Source organism: Pseudoxanthomonas mexicana, from assembly GCF_014397415.1.
Classification (GTDB): domain Bacteria; phylum Pseudomonadota; class Gammaproteobacteria; order Xanthomonadales; family Xanthomonadaceae; genus Pseudoxanthomonas_A; species Pseudoxanthomonas_A mexicana.
The window spans coordinates 1,314,725-1,334,748 of sequence record NZ_CP060731.1 but is presented as its reverse complement, the minus strand read 5'-3'; the positions used below and the strand labels follow the sequence as shown (position 1 = coordinate 1,334,748).

General features: G+C 69.3%; 14 protein-coding genes. All 14 read right to left on the bottom strand.

The window, feature by feature from the left end; translation table 11 throughout:
• Positions 1–18: 18 nt before the first annotated feature.
• The 14 genes from IAE60_RS05980 to IAE60_RS05915 all read right to left on the bottom strand — a co-directional run bounded on the left by IAE60_RS05980 (position 19) and on the right by IAE60_RS05915 (position 19,979).
• Positions 19–741 (bottom strand): response regulator, encoded by a 723-nt coding sequence (locus IAE60_RS05980; RefSeq protein ID WP_187574239.1) that lies wholly within the window; start codon positions 739–741, stop codon positions 19–21.
• Positions 738–3,383 (bottom strand): sensor histidine kinase, encoded by a 2,646-nt coding sequence (locus IAE60_RS05975; RefSeq protein WP_187574238.1) that lies wholly within the window; start codon positions 3,381–3,383, stop codon positions 738–740. The genes IAE60_RS05980 and IAE60_RS05975 overlap by 4 nt, the downstream gene beginning before the upstream one ends.
• 57 nt (positions 3,384–3,440) lie before the next feature.
• The gene (locus IAE60_RS05970) at positions 3,441–3,596 is read right to left on the bottom strand and encodes a hypothetical protein (protein ID WP_185895111.1); all 156 of its coding nucleotides are present in this window, start codon (positions 3,594–3,596) and stop codon (positions 3,441–3,443) included.
• A gap of 6 nt (positions 3,597–3,602) precedes the next feature.
• Complete coding sequence (kdpC, locus tag IAE60_RS05965; RefSeq protein WP_187574237.1) at positions 3,603–4,205, bottom strand: potassium-transporting ATPase subunit KdpC; 603 nt, start codon at positions 4,203–4,205, stop codon at positions 3,603–3,605.
• 9 nt (positions 4,206–4,214) lie between these two features.
• The gene (kdpB, locus tag IAE60_RS05960) at positions 4,215–6,281 is read right to left on the bottom strand and encodes a potassium-transporting ATPase subunit KdpB (RefSeq protein WP_187574236.1); all 2,067 of its coding nucleotides are present in this window, start codon (positions 6,279–6,281) and stop codon (positions 4,215–4,217) included.
• A gap of 10 nt (positions 6,282–6,291) precedes the next feature.
• Entirely contained in the window at positions 6,292–7,995 is a 1,704-nt protein-coding gene (gene kdpA / locus IAE60_RS05955; protein ID WP_187574235.1) for a potassium-transporting ATPase subunit KdpA, read from the bottom strand.
• Positions 7,996–8,115: 120 nt separating this feature from the next.
• Positions 8,116–8,838, bottom strand: coding sequence for a TorF family putative porin (locus IAE60_RS05950; RefSeq protein ID WP_187574234.1), 723 nt, complete (start codon positions 8,836–8,838; stop codon positions 8,116–8,118).
• A 123-nt stretch (positions 8,839–8,961) separates the two neighbouring features.
• A complete protein-coding gene (locus IAE60_RS05945) occupies positions 8,962–10,149 on the bottom strand; it encodes a CaiB/BaiF CoA transferase family protein (RefSeq protein ID WP_187574233.1) in 1,188 nt (395 codons plus the stop codon).
• Between the two features lie 122 nt (positions 10,150–10,271).
• Complete coding sequence (locus tag IAE60_RS05940) at positions 10,272–12,116, bottom strand: glycoside hydrolase family 127 protein (RefSeq protein WP_187574232.1); 1,845 nt, start codon at positions 12,114–12,116, stop codon at positions 10,272–10,274.
• Positions 12,113–14,302, bottom strand: a complete 2,190-nt coding sequence (locus IAE60_RS05935) for an SUMF1/EgtB/PvdO family nonheme iron enzyme (RefSeq protein WP_187574231.1) — start codon at positions 14,300–14,302, stop codon at positions 12,113–12,115. The genes IAE60_RS05940 and IAE60_RS05935 overlap by 4 nt, the downstream gene beginning before the upstream one ends.
• Before the next feature lie 21 nt (positions 14,303–14,323).
• Positions 14,324–15,268 (bottom strand): ribokinase, encoded by a 945-nt coding sequence (locus IAE60_RS05930; RefSeq protein ID WP_187574230.1) that lies wholly within the window; start codon positions 15,266–15,268, stop codon positions 14,324–14,326.
• The gene (locus IAE60_RS05925; RefSeq protein ID WP_187574229.1) at positions 15,265–16,479 is read right to left on the bottom strand and encodes a serine hydrolase domain-containing protein; all 1,215 of its coding nucleotides are present in this window, start codon (positions 16,477–16,479) and stop codon (positions 15,265–15,267) included. Before IAE60_RS05925 ends, IAE60_RS05930 begins: the two co-directional genes overlap by 4 nt.
• An 89-nt stretch (positions 16,480–16,568) precedes the next feature.
• Positions 16,569–18,860, bottom strand: a complete 2,292-nt coding sequence (locus IAE60_RS05920) for a TonB-dependent receptor (RefSeq protein WP_244966672.1) — start codon at positions 18,858–18,860, stop codon at positions 16,569–16,571.
• Between the two features lie 243 nt (positions 18,861–19,103).
• Positions 19,104–19,979 carry a LysR family transcriptional regulator gene (locus tag IAE60_RS05915; RefSeq protein ID WP_187574228.1) on the bottom strand — a complete coding sequence of 292 codons (876 nt, stop codon included), beginning with the start codon at positions 19,977–19,979 and terminating at the stop codon, positions 19,104–19,106.
• Between the last annotated feature and the right edge of the window lie 45 nt (positions 19,980–20,024).

Below are 20,024 nucleotides of genomic sequence, written 5' to 3'. Positions count from 1 at the left end.
AGGACACAGGCTAGTGCCTCACCCCGCCCCCACAAAACGCAACCCCACTCCCGGCTCTGTCGCGATATACCTGGGCGCCGTCGCATCATCACCCAACTTCTGCCGCAGCTTGCCGACGAGGATGCGCAGGTAATGCGTGTCGTCCTGGTGGGTGGGACCCCAGAGTTCTCGCAGCAGTTGCGGTTGGGTGACCACGCGGCCGGCGTGTTGCAGCAGCAGGGCGAGCAGGGCGAACTCCTTGCGGCTCAGCGCCACCGGCTCGCCGTCCAGCGTCACTTCGCGGCGGCCGAGGTCCACGTGCAGGTGGCCGTCGTCGAACAGCGCCATCGCCGTATCCGCCGGGGCGATGCGCGCGCGCAGCAGGCTGCGGATGCGCGCCATCAGTTCCTGCACGCCGAAGGGTTTGGTGACGTAGTCGTTGGCGCCACCGTCGAGTGCGGCGACCTTCTCGGCTTCGCCGTCGCGCACCGTCAGCATGATGACCGGCACCTGCGACCACTGGCGCAACTCGGCCAGCACGTCGTGGCCGTCGAGGTCCGGCAGGCCGATGTCGAGAACGACCAGGTCGGCGCCGTGCGCCGCCAGCTCGGCCAGTCCGGCATGGCCGCTCTCGGCCAGCGCCACCACGTACCCCTGCGCACGCAGGCTGATGTCGAGGAAGCGCCGGATCTGCGGCTCGTCGTCGATCACCAGGACGCGGGGCGGCGGTGCGGATGCGGGCGGTGGCGCGCTGTAGGTCAAACCGATTCCTGTGGCGGGGGCGTCAGCAGCGGCAGGGTAATCCGGATCACCGTGCCGCGGCCATCGGGCCCCGGCAGCGCCTGCACGCTGCCGCCGTGTGCGCCCACCATGCCCTGGCAGATCGCGAGCCCCAGGCCGGTACCCTGCCGACCGCGGTCGCCGCGCTCCACGCTGTAGAACATGTCGAAGATGCGCGCGCGTTCGTCTTCCGGAATGCCGGGCCCACGGTCGCTCACGTCGATGCGCAGCACGCCGTCGATGAGCTTCGCATCGATCCGCACCGGTTCATCCGGCGGCGAGAACTTCGCAGCGTTCTCCAGCACGTTGAACACCGCCTGCTCGATCAGCGCCGGGTGCACCCAGATCGCCGGCAGGTCCGGCGCCACCGTAGTCTGCACCTGTACGCCCGGCTGGTAGCGCTGCAGGCGCTGCACCGCCGAGCCCAGCAGTTCGTCCACGCCGATCCAGTCGCGGTTGAGCGTCAACCCGCTATGGCCCAGGCGGGTCATGTCGAGCAGGTTCTGGATGTAGCGGTCCAGCCGCTCACCTTCCTGCTGAATAGTCTCCAGCAGGGCGCGCCGGTCGTCTCCGCTCATCGCGTCCCAATAACTGGCCAGGCTGCTGGCCGAGCCGATCATCGAGGCCAAGGGCGAACGCAGGTCGTGCGAGACCGACGACAGCAGCGCCGAACGCAGGCGTTCGGTCTCGCCACCGACGCGCGCGTCTTCCAATTCGGCCACCAGGCGCGTGCGCACGACCGCCTGCGCGATGTCCTCGGCCATCGCCTCGGCCAGCCGGCGCTGCTCGGGCAGCAGGCGCGCCTCGTCGTCGAAGCGCAGTCCCAGCACGCCCAGGCTGCCGCGATCGCCGCGCAGCGGCAGGAACCAGCGCCCCGCGCCGGCCAGCGTGTCGGTATGGCGCCCGGTAGGCTGGCCATGCTGCTGCGCCCAGTCGGCGGCGGCGCGGTCGAGCTCGCTCAACGCGACGCCGTCCGGTTCCTCCCGCCCCTGCACCCGCAGCCACGCCTCGGCCGACAACGCGCGCGCCAGCGCCTTGCGACCGGCGGCCAGCACCTGCCCCAGGTCCGCCGCACCCGCCAGGTCCCGGCCCAGCGCTTGCAACGCAGTGGCCTGCGCATTGGCCGCGCGCAACGCCACCACCTGCATGCGCAGGCGCGAGGCCAGGCGCCCGGCGACCAGCGCCGCCACCAGGAACAGGAACACCGTGGTCACGCCCTGCCGCGCGCCGATGTTGAAAGTGAAGCGCGGCTCGATGAAGAAGAAGTTGTACGCCAGGAAGCTCAGAAGCGCGGCCACCATCGCAGCCGTCATGCGCGTGCGCGCCGCCACCAGCACCACCGCGACGATGAACACCATCGACAGATCGTCCAGGCCGACCCAGCGCTCCGCGACCGCCGCCACGCCGACCGCCAGCATCGACGCCATCAAGGCGAAGGTCAGATCGTGCCGGCCCAGCAGGTCCCAGGGCCGCGGACCTCCACGGCGCGCGCGGGCCCGGGCCTCCGGCGTGCTGATGATGACCAGTTCGTAGTGCGCGCCACGCTGCAGCAGTTGCTGGGTCAGGGTGCGGTTGAACATGCGCGCCACGGGCCGCTCGCGCGTTCGCCCCAGCACCAGGGTCGAGGTGCCGTTCTGAGTGGCGTGATCGAGCAGCGCGTCGGCGATGCGCGTGCCGCGCAGCACGTCGGTCTCCGCGCCCAGCCGGCGCGCGAGCGCGAACGCCTGGTCGATTTCGCGCTGGCGTACCTCGTCCACCGTATCGGACACCTGGACCGTCACCACGCTCCACGGTGCGTCGCGACGTTCGGCAATGCGGCGTGCCGCGCGCACCAGGTACTCGGATTGGCCCAGACCGTCGATCGCCACCAGCACGCGCCGGCGCAGCGGCATGCCCGGCAGGCCGCGCGCCGCCTGGTCCTCGCGCAGATCGGCGTCGACGCGATCGGCCGCGGTCTGCATGGCCAGTTCGCGCAATGCGATCAGGTTGGACGGCGAGAAGAACGCCTGCAGCGCCTGCGATGCCTGCTCCGGCAGGTAGACCTTGCCCTGGTGCAGTCGCTCGATCAGCTCTCGCGGTGGCAGGTCCACCAGCACGATGTCGCGTAGGCGGTCGAACACGGCATCCGGCACGGTCTCGCTGACGCGCACGCCGGTGATGCGGTGGACGACGTCGTTGAGGCTCTCCAGGTGTTGGATGTTGATGGTGGTGTGGACGTCGATGCCGGCGTCCAGCAGTTCGATCACGTCCTGCCAGCGCCGCTCGTGACGACTGCCGGGCGCATTGCGGTGGGCAAGCTCGTCCACCAGCGCGATCTGCGGGCGCCGGGCGAGCAGCGCATCCAGGTCCATTTCCTCCAGCCAGCGGCCCTGGTAGGCGATGCGCCTGCGCGGCAGGATCTCCAGCCCCTCGGTCAGGGCGGCGGTCTCGCCCCGGCCGTGCGTTTCCACGATGCCCACCACCACGTCGCGGCCCTGGCGGCGTAGTTCGCGGGCACGCGAGAGCATGGTGTAGGTCTTGCCCACGCCCGGCGCCGCGCCGAGGAAGATCGTCATCCGCCCGCCCTGCTCTCGCTGCAGGTGGTCGATCAGGGCATCGGCCTGGCGTTCGCGGGCGTCGGTCATGGGCCTATTCTGCCTGTTGTCGTCATGCGTCCACCGCGCGCCGCGTCCGGAATGCGGTCAGCGCAGTGGCACATGGTGAGCCAGCGCCACGACCACCACGGCATAGCCGATGGCGGCCATCAAGAGGATGGTCCGGAACGCCACCTCGCGGCGCCAGGCGCCGAGGCGTCGTTTATGGCCGGCCAGGCCCTTGGGACATCGGTCGTGGTCCATGGTGCATTACTCCGGTTTTCCGGCCCCATCCAGGGCCAGGTTGAGTTCCAGCACGTTGACGCGCGGTGCGCCGAGCAGGCCGAACTGAGGCGCCGCGGTGTGCTCGGCGACCAGGCGCTCGACCTCGTCCACTTGCAGCCCGCGCGCGCGGGCGACACGGGCGATCTGGATCCGCACGGCGGCTGGGGAGAGATGCGGGTCGATGCCCCCGCCGGACTGGGTCACCAGGTCGCTGGCCACGGTATCTGGCGCCACGCCCTCGCGCGCGACGACGGCGGCCCGCGCTTCATCGATGCGGCTGCGCAGGTCGGGGTTGGTACGGGCCTGGTTGCTGCCGGCCAGCGCCATCACATCGTAGCGCGCCGCCGACGGGCGAGACTGGAAATAGCGGTCGTCGGCGAACGGCTGGGCGACCAGCGAGGAGCCGATGACCTTGCCGTCGCGCTCGATCAGGCTGCCGCCGGCCTGGTGCGGGAACAGCACCGAACCCAGGCCGACGCCGGCCAGCGAGTACAGCAGACCGAACCCGAGCAGCGACACGCCCGCCAGCGCGAGAGCCGGGCGCCAGACCGGCGCGGCGGCGGTGGAAGAAGGAGAAGATATTGTCATGGGAAGTCCTCAGGCGCCGATGACGGCGGCCAGCAACAGGTCGATGAGCTTGATCGCGGCGAACGGCAGCAGTACGCCGCCCACGCCGTAGACCAGCATGTTCCGGCGCAGCAGCACGGTGGCGCCGGACGGACGGAAGCGCACGCCGCGCAGCGCCAGCGGGATCAGCAGCGGGATGATGAGGGCGTTGAAGATCAGCGCCGCCAGCACGGCATTGGTCGGGCTGGACAGCTGCATGACGTTCAACGCGGCCATCGACGGGATCGCCCCGGCGAACAGCGCCGGCAGGATGGCGAAGTACTTCGACACATCGTTGGCCAGCGAGAACGTGGTCAGCGCGCCGCGCGTGATCAGCTGCTGTTTGCCGACCTCCACGACCTCCAGCAACTTGGCCGGATCGGAGTCGAGATCGACCATGTTGCCGGCCTCCTTCGCCGCCTGCGTGCCGGAGTTCATCGCCAGGCCGACGTCGGCCTGTGCCAGCGCGGGCGCGTCGTTGGTACCGTCGCCGACCATGGCGACCAGGCGGCCACCCGCCTGTTCCTGGCGGATGCGCGCCAGCTTGTCCTCGGGGCGCGCCTCGGCGATGTAATCGTCCACGCCGGCTTCGGCGGCGATCGCGGCGGCGGTCAACGGGTTGTCACCGGTGATCATCACGGTGCGGATGCCCATGGCGCGCATGTGGGCAAACTTCTCCTTGATGCCGTGCTTGACCACGTCGGACAGTTCCACCACGCCGAGCACGTGGCTGCCGTCGCTGACGACCAGCGGGGTGGCACCGTTGCGGGCGATCTGTTCGACACGTGCGGCGAGTTCGGCCGGCGCGGCGCCACCATGGGCTTGCACGTGCTTGAGGATGGCGTCGGCTGCGCCCTTGCGGATGAGGCGCGCGTGGCCGCGGCCATCGTCCGGCAGGTCCACGCCGGACATGCGGGTCTGTGCGGTGAAGGCGACGAACTGGGCACGCGCGGGCTCAACCAACGTGGCGCCCTGCTCGCGCGCCAGCTTCACGATCGACTTGCCTTCCGGCGTGGGGTCGGCCAGCGAGGACAGCATGGCCGCGTCGCGCAGCTGCTCGCGGTCGATGCCGGCCAGCGGATGGAACAGCGTGGCCTGGCGGTCCCCGTGGGTGATGGTGCCGGTCTTGTCGAGCAGCAGCACATCGACGTCGCCCGCGACTTCGACCGCCTTGCCCGACTTGGCCAGCACGTTGGCGGCCAGCGCACGGTTCATGCCGGCGATGCCGATGGCGGGCAGCAGGCCACCGATGGTGGTGGGGATCAGGCAGACCAGCAGCGCGACCAGCAGGATCGGATCAAGCTTGGCGCCGACGAAACCGGCGATGAAGGGCAGCGTGACGACGACGATCAGGAACGTCAGCGTCATCGTCAGCAGCAGCAGGCCCAGGGCGATCTCGTTCGGCGTCTTCTGCCGGTTGGCGCCTTCGACCAGCGAGATCATCCGATCCAGGAAACTGTGCCCGGGCTCGGCGGTGATCTTCACCACGATCTCGTCGGACAGCACCTTGGTGCCGCCGATCACGCCACTGCGGTCGGTGCCGGCTTCGCGCAGCACGGGGGCGGATTCGCCGGTGACGGCGGATTCGTTGATCGTGGCCAGGCCCTTGACGATTTCGCCGTCGGCCGGGATCTGCTCGCCCGCGGAGACGATGACGTAGTCGCCCGGCTTCAGTTCGGCGGCCGGAAGCCGGCGTTCGGCGCCGCCCAGCGGCGTGTCGATGCGACGCGCGACGAGGTCCTTGCGGGCGCGGCGCAGCGATGCTGCCTGGCCGCGGCCGCGCGCTTCGGCGACGGCTTCGGCGAAGTTGGCGAACAGCACGGTGACGAACAGCAGCGCGGTCGCCGACCCGCCGATGCCCGGTGTGGTGGTGCCCGCCAGGGTGAGGCCGGCGGCCAGCAGCGTGCCCAGCCAGACCACGGCCATGACCGGGTTCTGGAAGGCGTGCTGCGGGGCCAGCTTGGTGAAGGAGCCGATCACGGCGGCGCGGAAGCCCGCGCTGTCGAGCAGGGCCGGCGCCCGGCCGGCGTGGCGTGCGGAAGATGTGGAATGGGTCATGTCGGTGTTCTCAGAGCGCGCTCAGGGCCAGGTGGTCGGCGACGGGGCCGAGGACCAGCACGGGCATGAACTGCAGCAGGGTCAGGATGACGACCACGGCGATCAGGGTGAGCGCGAAGGTCGGGGTTTCCACCTTGAGGGTGCCGGTGCCTTCGGGGGTGGCGCGCTTGCGCGCCAGCGAACCGGCGATGGCCAGCGGGATGATCAGCGGGGGGTAACGGCCCAGCGCCAGCATCAGCGAGGCGCTGAGGTTCCACCAGTGGGTCGCGTCGCCCAGGCCTTCGAAGCCGGAACCGTTGTTGGCGAACGCCGAGACGTACTCGTAGAACACCTGGCTGATGCCGTGGAACGACGGGTTGGAGTTGCCGGTGATCGAGGGCACCGCCAGCGTGATGGCGGTGAAGGTCAGCAGCGCCAGCGGCTGCAGCAGCACCAGTGCGGCGAGCAGCTTCACCTCATGCGCCTCGATCTTGCGCCCGAACAGTTCCGGTGTGCGGCCGGTCATCAGGCCGGCGAGGAACACGCTGAGCAGCAGATAGACCAGGAACTGCTGCAGGCCACAGCCCACGCCGCCCCAGATCGCGTTCACCAGCATGTTGCTGATCGTCACCAGGCCGGTCAGCGGCGCCAGCGAGTCGTGCATCGCATTGACCGAGCCGTTCGACGTCTGCGTCGTGAAGGCCGCCCACAGCGCGGACGGCGCGGCGCCGAAGCGCACTTCCTTGCCCTCCATCAGCGCGATGTCGCTGGACGTGCCGGACAGGCTTTCGGACCACACGGCCGTGCCGGAGGAGACCAGCGACATCGTCAGCATGGTGCCGAACACCAGCGCGGTGAATTTCCTGCGCCCGGTGAAGCTGCCCACCATGAAGGCGATGCTGACGGGGATCAGGATCAGGGCCAGCGTTTCCAGCAGGTTGGAGAACGGCGTGGGGTTTTCCAGCGGTACGGCGCTGTTCGGGCCGTACCAGCCGCCGCCGTTGGTGCCCAGCTGCTTGATGGCCACCATCGGCGCGACCGGACCCAGCGGGATCTTCTGTTCCGCCATCTGCGCCGAAGCATCGACCGGCGTCGCCACCGGACCTCCCTGCAGCGTGGCCGGCACGCCCTGGCTGGTCAGCGCCAGCGACCAGACCAGGCACAGCGGCAGCAGGAAGCGCACGGCAGGACGGATCACGTCGGCCCAGTAGTTGCCGACATCGGCCTCCGCGCCGTCGCGCACGGGAGTGGCGTTCTTTTCGCGCCCACCGAACAGCCCACGCAGCGTCGCCGCCACCAACGCCAGGCCCATCATCGGCGTGACCACCTGAAGGCCGACGATCGCACTGGCGTGCGCCAGGTACGACAGCTGCGCCTGCCCGGAGTAGTGCTGCTGGTTGGTGTTGGTGAGGAACGACACCATCGTGTGCAGCGCCAGGTCCCAGCGCATGTTGGGGATGTCGTTGGGATTGAGCGGCAGCCAGGCCTGGGTCATCAGGACGACCCATACGATCACGCCCAGCACCAGGTTGCTGAGCAGGAAGGCCTTGGCGTAGACCTTCCAGCCCATGCCGCGCGAAGGATCGACGCCGAGCAGCGCGTAGAGGGGGCGTTCGATCAGGCCGAACAGCCGGTCGCCCCGCATCGGGGCACCGCGCATCACCGCGGCCAGGTAGCGGCCCAAAGGCCAGCCCAGTGCGATCGCAAGCGCGAAAACGAGAAGGAATTCAGTCATGGGAGTCATCCATCGGCGTGCGTGCGCGCCGCGTGATCAGCAGGAACAGAAGGCCGGCGCCGGCGAGCAAACCCGCCAGCGCCAGCAACATGCAGAGAAAGGACGCGAGCACGGCCGCCGTCAGAACGAGGCCTGCAGCGCCGCTTCCACGCGCGAGCCGGCCAGGCCCGGGAACAGCGTCTTCGCGCTGCTGTCGGTGGCGTGCGCAGTAACGCGCAGCTCGAACGGCGCCTTGAACGCCCACACGGCGCCCAGCTGGGCATGTGCGTAGCTGTCGTCGTAGGCGTCGTCCAGCCAGTAGTAGCCGGCGGCGGCTTCCAGGCGGACCTGTTCGCTCAGCGGCAACCTGGCGCCCAGCTGCGCGTAGGCGCCCGCTTCGTCGGTGGCGAGCGCTTCGGTGGAGTATCCCAGCTGCGCCCAGTAGTTCTGCTTCCAGGTCAGCGTGCCGATGGCCTCGGTCCAGTTGAGGTCGACCGTCGTGGAGGGATACCGGTAGTGGGTGAGGTTGACGTCGAGCGCCCAGTCCTCGGACAGCGTCCCGCCCCAGCCGACGGCGACGTCGATCTCACTGCTGGCCTTCGTTTCCGGGGCGAACTCGACGTTCGAGCCCCAGATCGCGCCGTACAGACCGTTGTCGGCTGCGGCCTTGAAGCCCGCCTGCACCGCGGGATCGCCATGCGTCTGCGTGGTGCCACGCCACACGTAGTCGGTGCTGATGGCGCCGGAACCAGTGAAGGTGGCAGCCGTGGCGGACGAGACGGCGGCCAACAGCAGGCCGGCGGCGAGGGAAGAAACGACGAGCGCAGGCACGCGCCTGCGTGAAGCGAAGGAAATGAAAGACATGCGTGCGATCCAGGCGGAAGACGTTCCGCCGACCGCGAAAGTCTGGTCCTGCACCGCGTAAAGCCGCCATGCGCTTCCCGCGCACCGCCGTAAATTCGGCGTAAAGCCGCCGCGCGCCCCGCGTCAGCCGGCCGTGCGCGCCTGCGGTGACGGCGTGCCCAGTACGTGCTCGGCATCCTGATCGAACGTGGGCGCCGCGAACGGCACCGGCCCGGGGGTGCGCCCGAAGGCGATCGGCCGGGTGACGCCGCGGTAGCTGCCGACCACGGGATGCGCGATCTCCGCCACCATGTCCTCGGCCAGCACCTGCGGATGCTCGAACATGTCCTCGACGCGTCGCGCGGCCGCGCAGGGCACCTCGTCGCCGAAGTGGGTTTCCCACTCCATGGCCGTGCGGGCCTGCAGCGCGGCGTGCAGTTGGGGCACGATTTCGGCCGCACGCTCGGCCCGCTTGCGCACGCTGTCGTAGCGCGGATCGTCGGCCAGCACATCCAGGCCGGTCAGCCGGCACAGCGCCTTCCAGAACCGCGGCGTGTTGGCGGACAGGTACAGGTAACCCTCGCGCGCCGGATGGATGCCGGTGACGCCGCCGGAGCGCATGTCGCGGCCGATGTCGAGCGCTTCGCCTTCGGCCCAGATCATCCGCGCGGACTGCATGGTCAGCGCACTGCGCAGCAACGAGATGCCGACGAACTGGCCGCGCCCACTGCGTTCGCGCTCATACAGCGCCGATGACACGCCCGCGGCCAGCAGCGCCGCCGCGTAGTAGTCCACCACCGAGCCGTAGATGATCTCCGGCGCGCCGCCACGCTTGCCCTGCAGTGTGCACATGCCGGTCATGGCCTGCAGCACCTGGTCGTAGCCGGCCTTGTCCTTCATAGGCCCGGTTTCGCCGTAGCCGGTCACCGCGCAGTAGATCAGGCGCGGATTGATCAGCGACAGGCGGTCGAAATCGATGCCCAGCCGCTTCGGCACGCTGGGACGGAAGTTGTGCACCAGCACGTCGGCCTCGCGCACCAGGCGCAGCAGCGCCGCATGATCGGCCGGCTGCTTGAGATCCAGCGCGATGCCCTGCTTGCTGCGGTTCACGCCGAGGAAGGCGCGGCTCTCGCGCTCCAGCGTGGACGGGTACTGGCGCAGGTTGTCGCCATCGGGCGGCTCGACCTTGATCACGTCGGCGCCCTGGTCGGCCAGCAGCGTGCAGCCGTAGGGTCCGGCGATGTAGGCGCTCAGGTCCAGCACCTTGACCCCGTTCAACGGACCGGCAGGGCCGGTGCGCAGGCGCGAGCGGAAGGGAGACGGATTGTCCATGGGAAAGAGGCTCCTTCAGCCGTCGCCGCAAGGGCGGTGGCCAGTCTGTGCCACGTGGCGGGCGCGATACAGCCAGCGGCCGTAACTTCTGCTGCCACAAATTCTTGCGAGCGCGCAGGCGGTCATGGCGGCGGCAGCGACAGCCAGGTCAGGCGCCAAGCGCCATCATGCCGTCCACCGGCGCGGTAGTACGGCCAGAACAGCAGCGGAGGCCGGCTGGCGGGCTGCAGCGAGATGGCCGGGCCCTCCTCATCGTCGGTCACCGGCAGCACCTGCAGCCAGTCGTCCTGCGGACCGTCGGGCAAGCGGATGGTCTCTTCGGTCTTGAAGCCGTCGATCAGCTCGGTGGCATACGCCAGCGGGCCGCGCGTGAGGCCGATGTAGTGCAGATCCAGCACCTGCTGGTGGACCTCCGAACCGTCCGGCGCGCGCGATTCCTGCACGTTGCGCAGCACCTGCCGGTGCAGCATCGGCCGCAGCGGGAACGCCAGCTGCACATGGTCGTCGGAACGCCACAGGCGGCGCAGGATGAGGAAGGCACCGGGAACAACGGCGACGTCCACAGGCTCGCCATTGACCGACACGGTAGCGCCCTCGGCCCATGAGGGGATGCGAAGGTGCAGGTCGAAGGTCGCTTCGTGTTCAGGACGCACGTCCAGCGACACCTCGCCGTCGAACGGATAGCCGGTGTGCTGGCGCAGCGCCACCGTTCCGGCCCGGGGGTGCGCCAGTCGCGCTTCGCCCTGACCGTACAGCTGCACGCGGACCGCTTCGCCCTCCACGGCATAGGCCAGCGCCGGCAGTTCCTCGAGCGCCATCGCACCGCTGGACTTGCAGCAGCGCCAGTAGGTGGTATGAACGCGGCGCCCGTTCGGGAACGAGTAGTAGCACCAGTCCTCGCCATCCGGCGCCTGCGCGCCGATCAGGTCGTTGTAGGCGGTTCGCTCGATCTCTTCGGCGAAACGCGCCTCGCCGGTGAGCCGCAGCAGCTCGCGGTTGAACTGGATCCACGACAGCAGCGAGCAGGTTTCCACGTAGGCGTTAGGACTGAAGCTGCCACGCGCGTTGAACACTTCGCGCGAACGGTGCGCCACGCCGCCCCACGGACCGCCGCCCAGGGTCAGGTGATGATCGCGGATGTTCTGCCAGATGCGTTCCAGCGTGTCGCGCAGGTCCCCGTTGCCGGTGACGCGGCACAACTTCACCAGCGCCACCATGTTCCACAGCAATTGATAAGCCTTGCCGGTGGCGATCTCGGAGGCGTCGGCACCGGCTTCCAGCGCGGGCAGCAGGCGCAGTGCGGGATGCGCGTTGGCCTGCTCCAGCACGCGTTGCGCGAGGGCGAGGAAGCGCGGCTCGCCGGTTTCCTCGTGCAGCTCCAGCGCGGCATCCATCAGCACGGTGGCCGACATGCCGTGATGGTTGCCCAGGGTGGTGATGTCGATGCCCGACGCCAGTGCCTGCGCGCACAGGTCGGCGATGCGTCCGGCGGCCCGCGTGTAGCGCACGTCCTGCAATGCGCGCGCGGTTTCGACCAGGCCGAGGATCAGGTAGGCATGCACCCAGATGTCCCACGTGCGCAGCGCCGGGGCGCCGTCCCAGCTCGGCGGCTTCGGCGGTTGTGGATGGGTGAAGCGGCGTTCTTCCGCGTACGTGCCCAGGTAGCCGTCGGCTTCCTGCACGGAGAGCAGGTAATCGGTGACCTTCCGCAGGTGGTCGCCCAGCGTGGCATCGCCGCTGCGGACGAACGCACGGGCCGCGGCCGACAGCCACTTGCCGGCGTGCTCGCCGTACCAGTCGCCTTCGGTGTTGCGTGCGCGGTGTTCCGGCGAGAACAGCGCGATGGCGGGGCTGTCTGGCGCGGTGATGAAGTGCGACAGGCGGCCGCGCAGGTTGGCGTCGAGCGCAGCGCCGAGGAGGCCGCCAAGCACGACCGACGACGACGCAGTGGCGGCGACCGTCGTCATGCGGCATCCACCACGCAGCGGAAGCCGATGCGACCGGAGCGGTCCTTGCCCGGCGCCATCAGCAGCAGCTTGCCGTGCTGGTCCAGCCGCCGGGCCTGCGGGAAATACCAGTGCGAGGTGCGCGGCTCGTAATCGCTGCCGCCGCGCACGATGGCCGCACGCGTGTGCTCGTCGTGGAATTCGTCCGTCCATTGCCAGACATGGCCGACAAGATCCTGCACCCCGAACGGGCTGGCCCCTGCGGGATGCATGCCCACATCGGCCGGCGGCGGCAACGTGCGGCCGCGGAACACCGGTGGCGCGGCATCCTCCCGCCACGTATCACCCCAGGGATACAGGCGGCCGTCGGTCCCCTGCGCGGCATACTGCCATTCCCATCCATGCGGCAGGCGCTTGCCCGCCCAGGCAGCGTAGGCGCGCGCGTCCTCCAGCGACACCCAGGTGACCGGCTTGTTCTCCCAGCCGGTCTGCGGCGCACCGTCGCGCCAGTCGCGGAGGAAGTTCAGCGCATCGCGTGGCGCATACCCGGTGGCGTCGACGAACGCCTTGAACTGCGCGTTCGTCACCGGATGGCGATCGATGTGGAAGGCTGCCACCTGCATGCGGTGGCGATGGTGGCGGCGCGCGGTCGGCTCCCACGGGAACTGCACGTCGACGCCTTCCCACACCTGCCCTTCGATCTCGATGCCCTGCACGGCGAACAGGAATTCGCCCGCCGGGATCGTCACCATGCCGTCGGGCGCAACGGCCTGCGGCGCGGTCGGCGCGATCGCTTGCAGCGTCTGCGGCAGGGCTTTCCAGTGCGCCGACAACGAGGCCAGCGGCGTGGCCGCGTACTCCGCCATCTTCGCCAGGAATGCCTCCAGGTCGGCTTCCTCCACGCCTTCGCGCAGCGCCAGCAATGCGCCGAAGCCACGGCCTTCCAGCGTCGTCTCCAGGATCGCCCGGCCGTCGAGGATGCGTGGCTCCAGCACGGTGCCGTTCCACAGGTCGAAATAGCGCGTGCCCTCGACATGCGGCACGGCAAGCTGCTCGCCACCGATCACGTACTCGTGACGGTTGACCAGCGTCCACAGCGTGCGGCCCTCGCCCGGGAAACGACTGGCGAAGATGCCGGCCTGTAACGTGCGCTCGTAGGGGCGCCAGTCCAGGCTGACAAACAGCGAAGGAAACCGGCGGTAGATCGTGGCGATGCGGCGCAGCGACTCGGCATCGCGCGGGGTCAGCTGGTTCCACAGGCCCCACACGTTCTCCCACGCGTTGTAGCCCACGCCGTTGAAGAAGATGTACTGCAGGTCGTGGATGCGGTCGCGGCCCCAGCGGTTCTCATAGTTGATCATGTGGCGCGGTTCCAGCCACTTGAACTTCGCCACCGGCGGCACGACTTCGTTCGGCGCCTTCTTGCCCCAGCTTTGCACGTTCCAGATCAGGTGCTCCTCGGCGCTGATCGTGGACTCGGGCTGCACCACCACGGGATGGCCCAGCGCATCGCAGGCATCGAAGAACGCGCGCGGCACGCCGTTGTAGGTGTCGCCGTTGATGCCGTCCGCGCCGACCGCCTTGACGATCTTCGCGATGGCCTGCCAGTCGGGCTCGCCTTCGTCGCGGGTGCCGTTGTCCCACGGCATGGTGGTGAGGAACACGCGCACGCCGCGGCGGTGGAAATCGTCGATCGCGCCGCGAAGGCCCTCCAGCCCGCCCGGCAGGCTGCGGGCCAGGTCGAACTGGTTGCGGTCGTCCACGCCGATGTTGGGGTACACGCACCACAGCAGCACGCTGTCCAGGCCGCCGTAGCGCGCTTCCAGATCATCGAGGTAGCGATCAACGGTGTAGCGGGCGGCGGCGGGATCGTAGAGATAGCGGTCCTCCACCATCACCTGTGCATGCACGAAGTTGCGCTGCGCCCACTGCAGTTCCGGCCGGCGGTAGTTGGCGTCGTCGTAGCCGATGCGGGTGAGGTGCTCGCGTCGCCAGTCCTTCAACTCGGCGACCCAGTCGTCGGCCGAGGCGTTGGCGTCGATCTTCCATTGGCCGATGTCGGCGAACGGCCAGCCCGGCGCCTTGCCCGGCGTGGGCAGGTAGCGCTGGGTGGTGACGTGCGAGAACTTGTATTCGGTCTTCACCACGTGCGGCGTATCGTCGCGCTCGGGCGCTGCGTGGGAACCGGGGGGAACGGGGGTGTTCATGGGTGAGGATCTTGATCGGGATCAGGAAAGGCCGCAGTAGGCCGCCAGGGCGGCCCGCCGCGCGGGTTCATCGGCATGCCCGGCCAGCCAGGCCTCGACCTCTGCGCGCATCGGGATGCTGGCCTGCGCGCCCAGGCGGGTGCAGGCCAGCGCGGACGCCGCACTGGCGAAGCGTAGCGCGTCCTCCAGCCCCGCATGCTCGGCCAGCCGCGCCGCCAGCGCGCCGCAGAAGGTGTCGCCGGCCGCGGTGGTGTCGACGGCCTCGATGGGAAACGCGGGCTGCAGGAAGATTTCCGCACCGCGCCGCGCGAAGCAGCCGCGCGCGCCCAGGGTCACGACCACGCAGGGCACCGGCAGGCGCGCGGCCTGCGCCGCCACGCCGCCCTCGCCCGCCAGCGTGGCCAGTTCGCCTTCGTTGACGACCAGCACGTCGATGCTGTCCAGCAGGCCCGGCGGCAGCGCGGCGGCGGGTGCGGCATTCAGCACCACGCGCACGCCAGCCTCGCGGGCCAGTCGCGCATAGCTGGCTACGCTGTCCAGGGGTGTCTCCAGTTGCAGCAGCAGATAAGCGATGCCGCGCAACGACGGCAGGTGGTGCGGCCGCAGGCCCGCGTTGGCGCCGGGTGCCACCGTGATCGCGTTCTCCGCGTCGTCGGACAGGCAGATGAAGGCGGTGCCACTGGCGGCGTCCGGCACGCGCACGATATGCAGCGCGACATCGGCATCGGCCAGCGCGGCTTCCAGCACCACGGCGTAGGGATCGTCGCCCAGGGCCAGCAGCATGCGCGTGGGTACGCCGCCGGCGCGCGCGCTGGCCACGGCCTGGTTGGCGCCCTTGCCGCCCGGGAACGTGGCGAAGTCGCGCCCGAGTACGGTCTCGCCCGGCGCCGGTACATGGTCGGCGCGAACCACGAAATCGAGGTTGGCCGATCCCGCCACCAATACGCCTTCCTGCCCGCGGCTCATCGCGTCACCGCCGAATAGACGGCGCGATAGAACGGCGCGGCCAGCTTGGGCGGGGCCGGCGCGCCCTCGGTGGGCAGGTGCTGGGACATCAACAGGATCACCAGGCCCCGCTCCCGATCGATGGTGAAATAGGTGGAGGCCGCGCCGGACCAACCGAACTGCCCACGCGATCCCGGCCGCGTGGCGACGGCCGGATCGGTGACGACGTAACCGCCCAGACCGAAGCCCTCGCCCGGCTCGGGCGCGGGCACGGGCGGATCGAAGCGGTCCAGCTGGTCGGACATCATCATCGCCACGGTGTCCTCGCGCAGCAGGCGGACGCCCTCGAGCGCGCCCCCTTCCGCGAGCATGCGCGCGAAGCGCAGGTAGTCGGCCGCGGTGGAGTACAGACCGCCCGCTCCGCTGGTGTAGGCGCGCAGCCGGATGCCGGGTTCGCGTGCGGACGGCGTATCGGCCAGCACGCGCCGACCTTCGGCATCGCGCGTGGTCAGCGCCATGATGCGGCCACGTTGCGCGAGAGGCACTTCGAATCCGGTGTCGTGCATCCCCAGCGGCCGGAAGATGCGTGTACGCAGGAAGACATCGAACGGCTGCCCGCTAGCGACTTCGACCACGCGGGCGAGGACTTCGGTGTTGACGCCGTCGTAGCGGAAGCGCGTGCCCGGTTCGGTCGCCAGCGGCGCGCGTGCGACACGCTGCGCGTAGCCGGCCAGGTCCGTGGCATCTTCCGGCGCCTCGGCTTGCAGCAGGGCCGAGGCCACACGGATATCGTCGCCACCGGTGGCGAATCCGGCGGTGTGGGTCAGCAGGTGCCGCACGGTGAGCACGCGCTGCACCGGGACGAGTTCAGGCGCCTCGACGCTGCCGCCGGCGACGCGCTGCAGGCCGGCGAATGCCGGCAGGTAAGTGGCGACCGGAGCATCGAGCTGCAGCCTGCCCTCCTCCGCCAGCATCAGCGCCGCCACGGAGGTGACGGGCTTGCTCATCGAATAGAGGCGGAAGATCGCGTCTTCGCGCAGCGGCTGCCGGCCTTGCAGGTCGGCATGGCCGAACACACCGCGGTACACCACGGTTCCGCGCTCGGCGACCACGGCAACGGTGCCCAGGTAGCCCTCAGGGCCCACGGCATCCGCCAGCACCGCATCCATCGGCGCAGGCGGCAGCGCCTTCGGGGTCGGAGCGGCGGTCGCGCAGGCGGCGAGCGAGAGCATCAGGACCATCCAGAGCCCGCGCCGCCCTGGAGAGGGGACGGCGCGGGTGGATGCAACGTGGGAGAGTGCGGGCATCCGCGGATGGTGGATCAGAACGTGTACTCGTAGGTGAAGGAGTACATGCGGCCACGGCCGGCCCAGTAGTTGCGGAACCCCGGCACCTGCGACCAGGTCAGGATGTACTGCTTGTTGGTCAGGTTCTCGATGCCCAGCGAGAAGCGTCCCCACTTCTCCACCCGATAGTTCATGCCTAGATCGAACAGCGTGTAACCCGTCGTATGCTCTTCGTAGCTGAAGGTACGGTTGTCGAATTCGCGCACGTCGCTGCCGGACAGGTCGCGGGAAAGCAGCGTGGTCGAGCCCAGGGTGACATCGCCGGCCTCGTTGAACTTCCAGCGCACGGACAGGCCTATCTTGTCCGGATTGATGTCCAGCGCGCCCATCGGCTTGTTGAGTCCGCCCGCGCCGAACCGGCCGGCGGGATCCTCCGTCCAGAACGCGGTCTTGCCTCGAATGCGCGAGTACAGGCCACTGAGTTTCCAGTCCTCGTTGATGTTCCAGTCGCCGGAGAACTCGAACCCCTTGATCCGGGTCGGCGCACGGAACAGCACATAGTCGTTCGTGGCAGGATCGATGGCGAAGGAGGTGCCGTAGTCGGAACGCGAGTCGTAGTACGACGCGCTGAAGGAGGTGGTATCGCCACGCCAGTTGACGCCGACCTCGCGGTTGTCGACCACGACCGCGGACAGCTCGCGGAACGTCGAATCGACCGAGACCGGCGGATCGCCGGGGCAGCCATCCGGCTTGGTGTCGTTGGGGTCGTCCGGGCAGGAGATGTTGCGCAGCGGAATGCCCACGTTGGGCAGGCCGAAGCCCTCGCCGTAGGCGCCGAACACGGACCACTGCTCGGTGATGCGCCAGATGGCGCCGAAATTCACCAGGTTCTCCTGGTAGCTCAGTTTGCCGCCCTGCACGAAGCGGCGGTCGCGGAACCAGGTGGTGGTGTAGTCGTCCACGCTCAGCTCGCCGTCTTCACGGCGCAGGCCGCCGCTCAGCGTCACCGGGCCGATGTCCCAGCTCAGCTGCGCGTAGGGCGCGATGCTCTCGTACTCCATCGGCGGCACCCACACGCGGTTGGTCAACGCCAGGCGCTGGTCCGCCTTGTCGCGCACCCAGTCCACGCCGGTGCGCAGTTCCAGGCCGGGCACGCCGAACAGCTCGCCGCGCACCCACGAAGGACGGAAGCCGACCTTGTCGGAATTGATCTCCGACTGGTCCCAGATCAGGCCGTCGGGGCCGTTCGGCGGGATCAGCGGATCCTGGCGGTCGCTGCCGTTCTCCGGCGGATAGCGCATGGCCTGGTCGGCCCAGTAGGCGTTGAGGTTCAGCGTGCCGCCGAGGAAGTCGCCATCGGTGTACTGCAGGTTGACCTGGCGGAAGTCGTTGAACTCGGCCTTGCTGCCGAAGATCTGGCCGCGTTCGGAGGTGTTCGGGCGCGGGTCCTCGCACCAGCCCGGCTCGTAGCGGCAGCCGTCGACCTGGATGTAGTTGCCGTTGCCTTCGATCTTGAAATGGCTGTAGCTCAGCTGCAGGCGCTTTTCCAGATCCTCGCCGAAATTGAAGCCACCCTTGACGAAGACATTGCGTGCCACCGAATCGTTGACCGAACCGCTGGTATTCATGCCCAGGCGCACGCCATCGGCGTCGTAGCCCATGCCGCGGTCGATCTGCGCCACGCCGGCGATGAGGTCGTAGTTGTCCTGCTTGTAGGCGTAGTTCAGGCCCAGCTTCCAGCCGGCGCTGTCGTCCTTGAACTGGGTGGAGTAGCGCGACAGGAAGCGGAACTCGCTGCCCTCCTTGGTCGGCACGGCGGAGATGTAGTTGATGATGCCGCCCGCCGCGCCGATGCCCTCGGACGCGGACGGGCCGTTGATCACTTCCACGCGGCCCACGATGCCCATGTCGGTGAAGGTCGCATTGCGGCTGCCGTCGCGCAGCGGCGAGCCCTGCGGCACGCCGTCGAACAGGCGCAGCGCCACGCGGCCGCGCAGCGTCTCGCCGCTGTTGCTCATGGCCTGCGAAGCCTCCGCATAACCCGGCACGGTGCGCGCCAGCACGGCGGTGGCATCCTCGGTGACCAGCAGCGTATGCGCGATCTCTTCCTTGCTGACCAGCGACACCGCGCCCGGGATCCTGTCCACGGCCTTCGGCGCGCGCACACCGGTGACGATCACCTGGTCCAGGTCGACGGCGTCCTTCGCCCGTTCTTCTTCATTCGCTGCGTCCTGCGGCGGCGGTGGAGTGTTCTGTTGGGCCTTGACGCTGGCGCTCACGGCGGCGGCCAGCAGGAAAACGCCGAACGCGGCGGGTACCTGTTTCATGATCGATTCTCGGAATGCTTCGGTGGACGGTGCGGCCACGCACCAGGCGCCCGCTCCGTTGACAAGGATGTGTGTGCGAGAAGGCCGCGACGACGGCCGGCGTGCCCAGCGTTCCTCCCAGACGCTCGAACCCGACGATGGCCACAGCCTAGGCAAGCGCATGTCGCGGAGGAATCGCCCGCGGATATGTTCACAGGCTAGTTTTTGTAGCGTGCACTGCAACATTGCCACCGCGGCGAAGGCTCACGCGTGGCCGGTGGCGGCGCGGCTCTCCTGCAGCAGCACGGTGACCAGGCGGATGCGCACGGTCGAACGCGACCACACCATGCCGATCCGGCGTGGCTCGCTGGGCAGCGGCAGCGGAATGCGCACCAGGTCCAGGCCTTCCGGCCAGGGCTTGGCCCAGTCGGGCACCAGCGACACGCCCAGGCCACGGTCGACCATCACCGCGATGGCGTTGAGTCCGTTCAGTTCGAAGCGCTCGCGCGGCACGATGCCGGCGCGGCGCAGGTAGTCGTCCGCCACGCGCCCGCCCCACTGGTTGCGGTCGTAGCGGATCAGGGGCTCGGTGCGCAGCAGTTCGTGCGGGTCGCGCCCGGCCAGGCGCGCCGGCGCGATCATCACCAGCGGTTCCTCGCGCAGCAGCTGCCAGTCACAGGTCTTGGGCAGGTTGTACGGCGCCTGCAGCACCACGGCGGCGTCCAGTTCGCCCGTTTCCACCGCGCGGTAGAGCTCGGCCGAGTAGCCCGGCCGGATGTAGACGTTGATCTGCGGAAAGGCCTCCACCATCCGCGCCAGGATGTCCGGCAGCATGCCGGCCAGCGCGGTGGGGCAGGCGCCCAGGCGGAGTTCGCCGGAGACCTCGCTGTCGTTGGCCACGCTGCGCATGTCGGCCACGTCGCGCAGCAGGTCGCGGGCACGCTGCAGGATGCGCGAGCCTTCCTCGGTCAGGCTGACGGTGCGGCCAGCGCGCGCAATCAGCGGTGCGCCGAGTTCGCGCTCCAGCGTGCGGATCTGCTGCGCCACCGCGGCCGGCGTGATGTTCAGCACGCGTGCGGCCGCGGCCATCGAGCCGCGGTCGGCCACCACCACGAAGGTATTCAGGAACTGGGTATCCACGCGTCTCCCCTGTCGTCTTCAGGCTACACGAGCCGACCGGTGGCG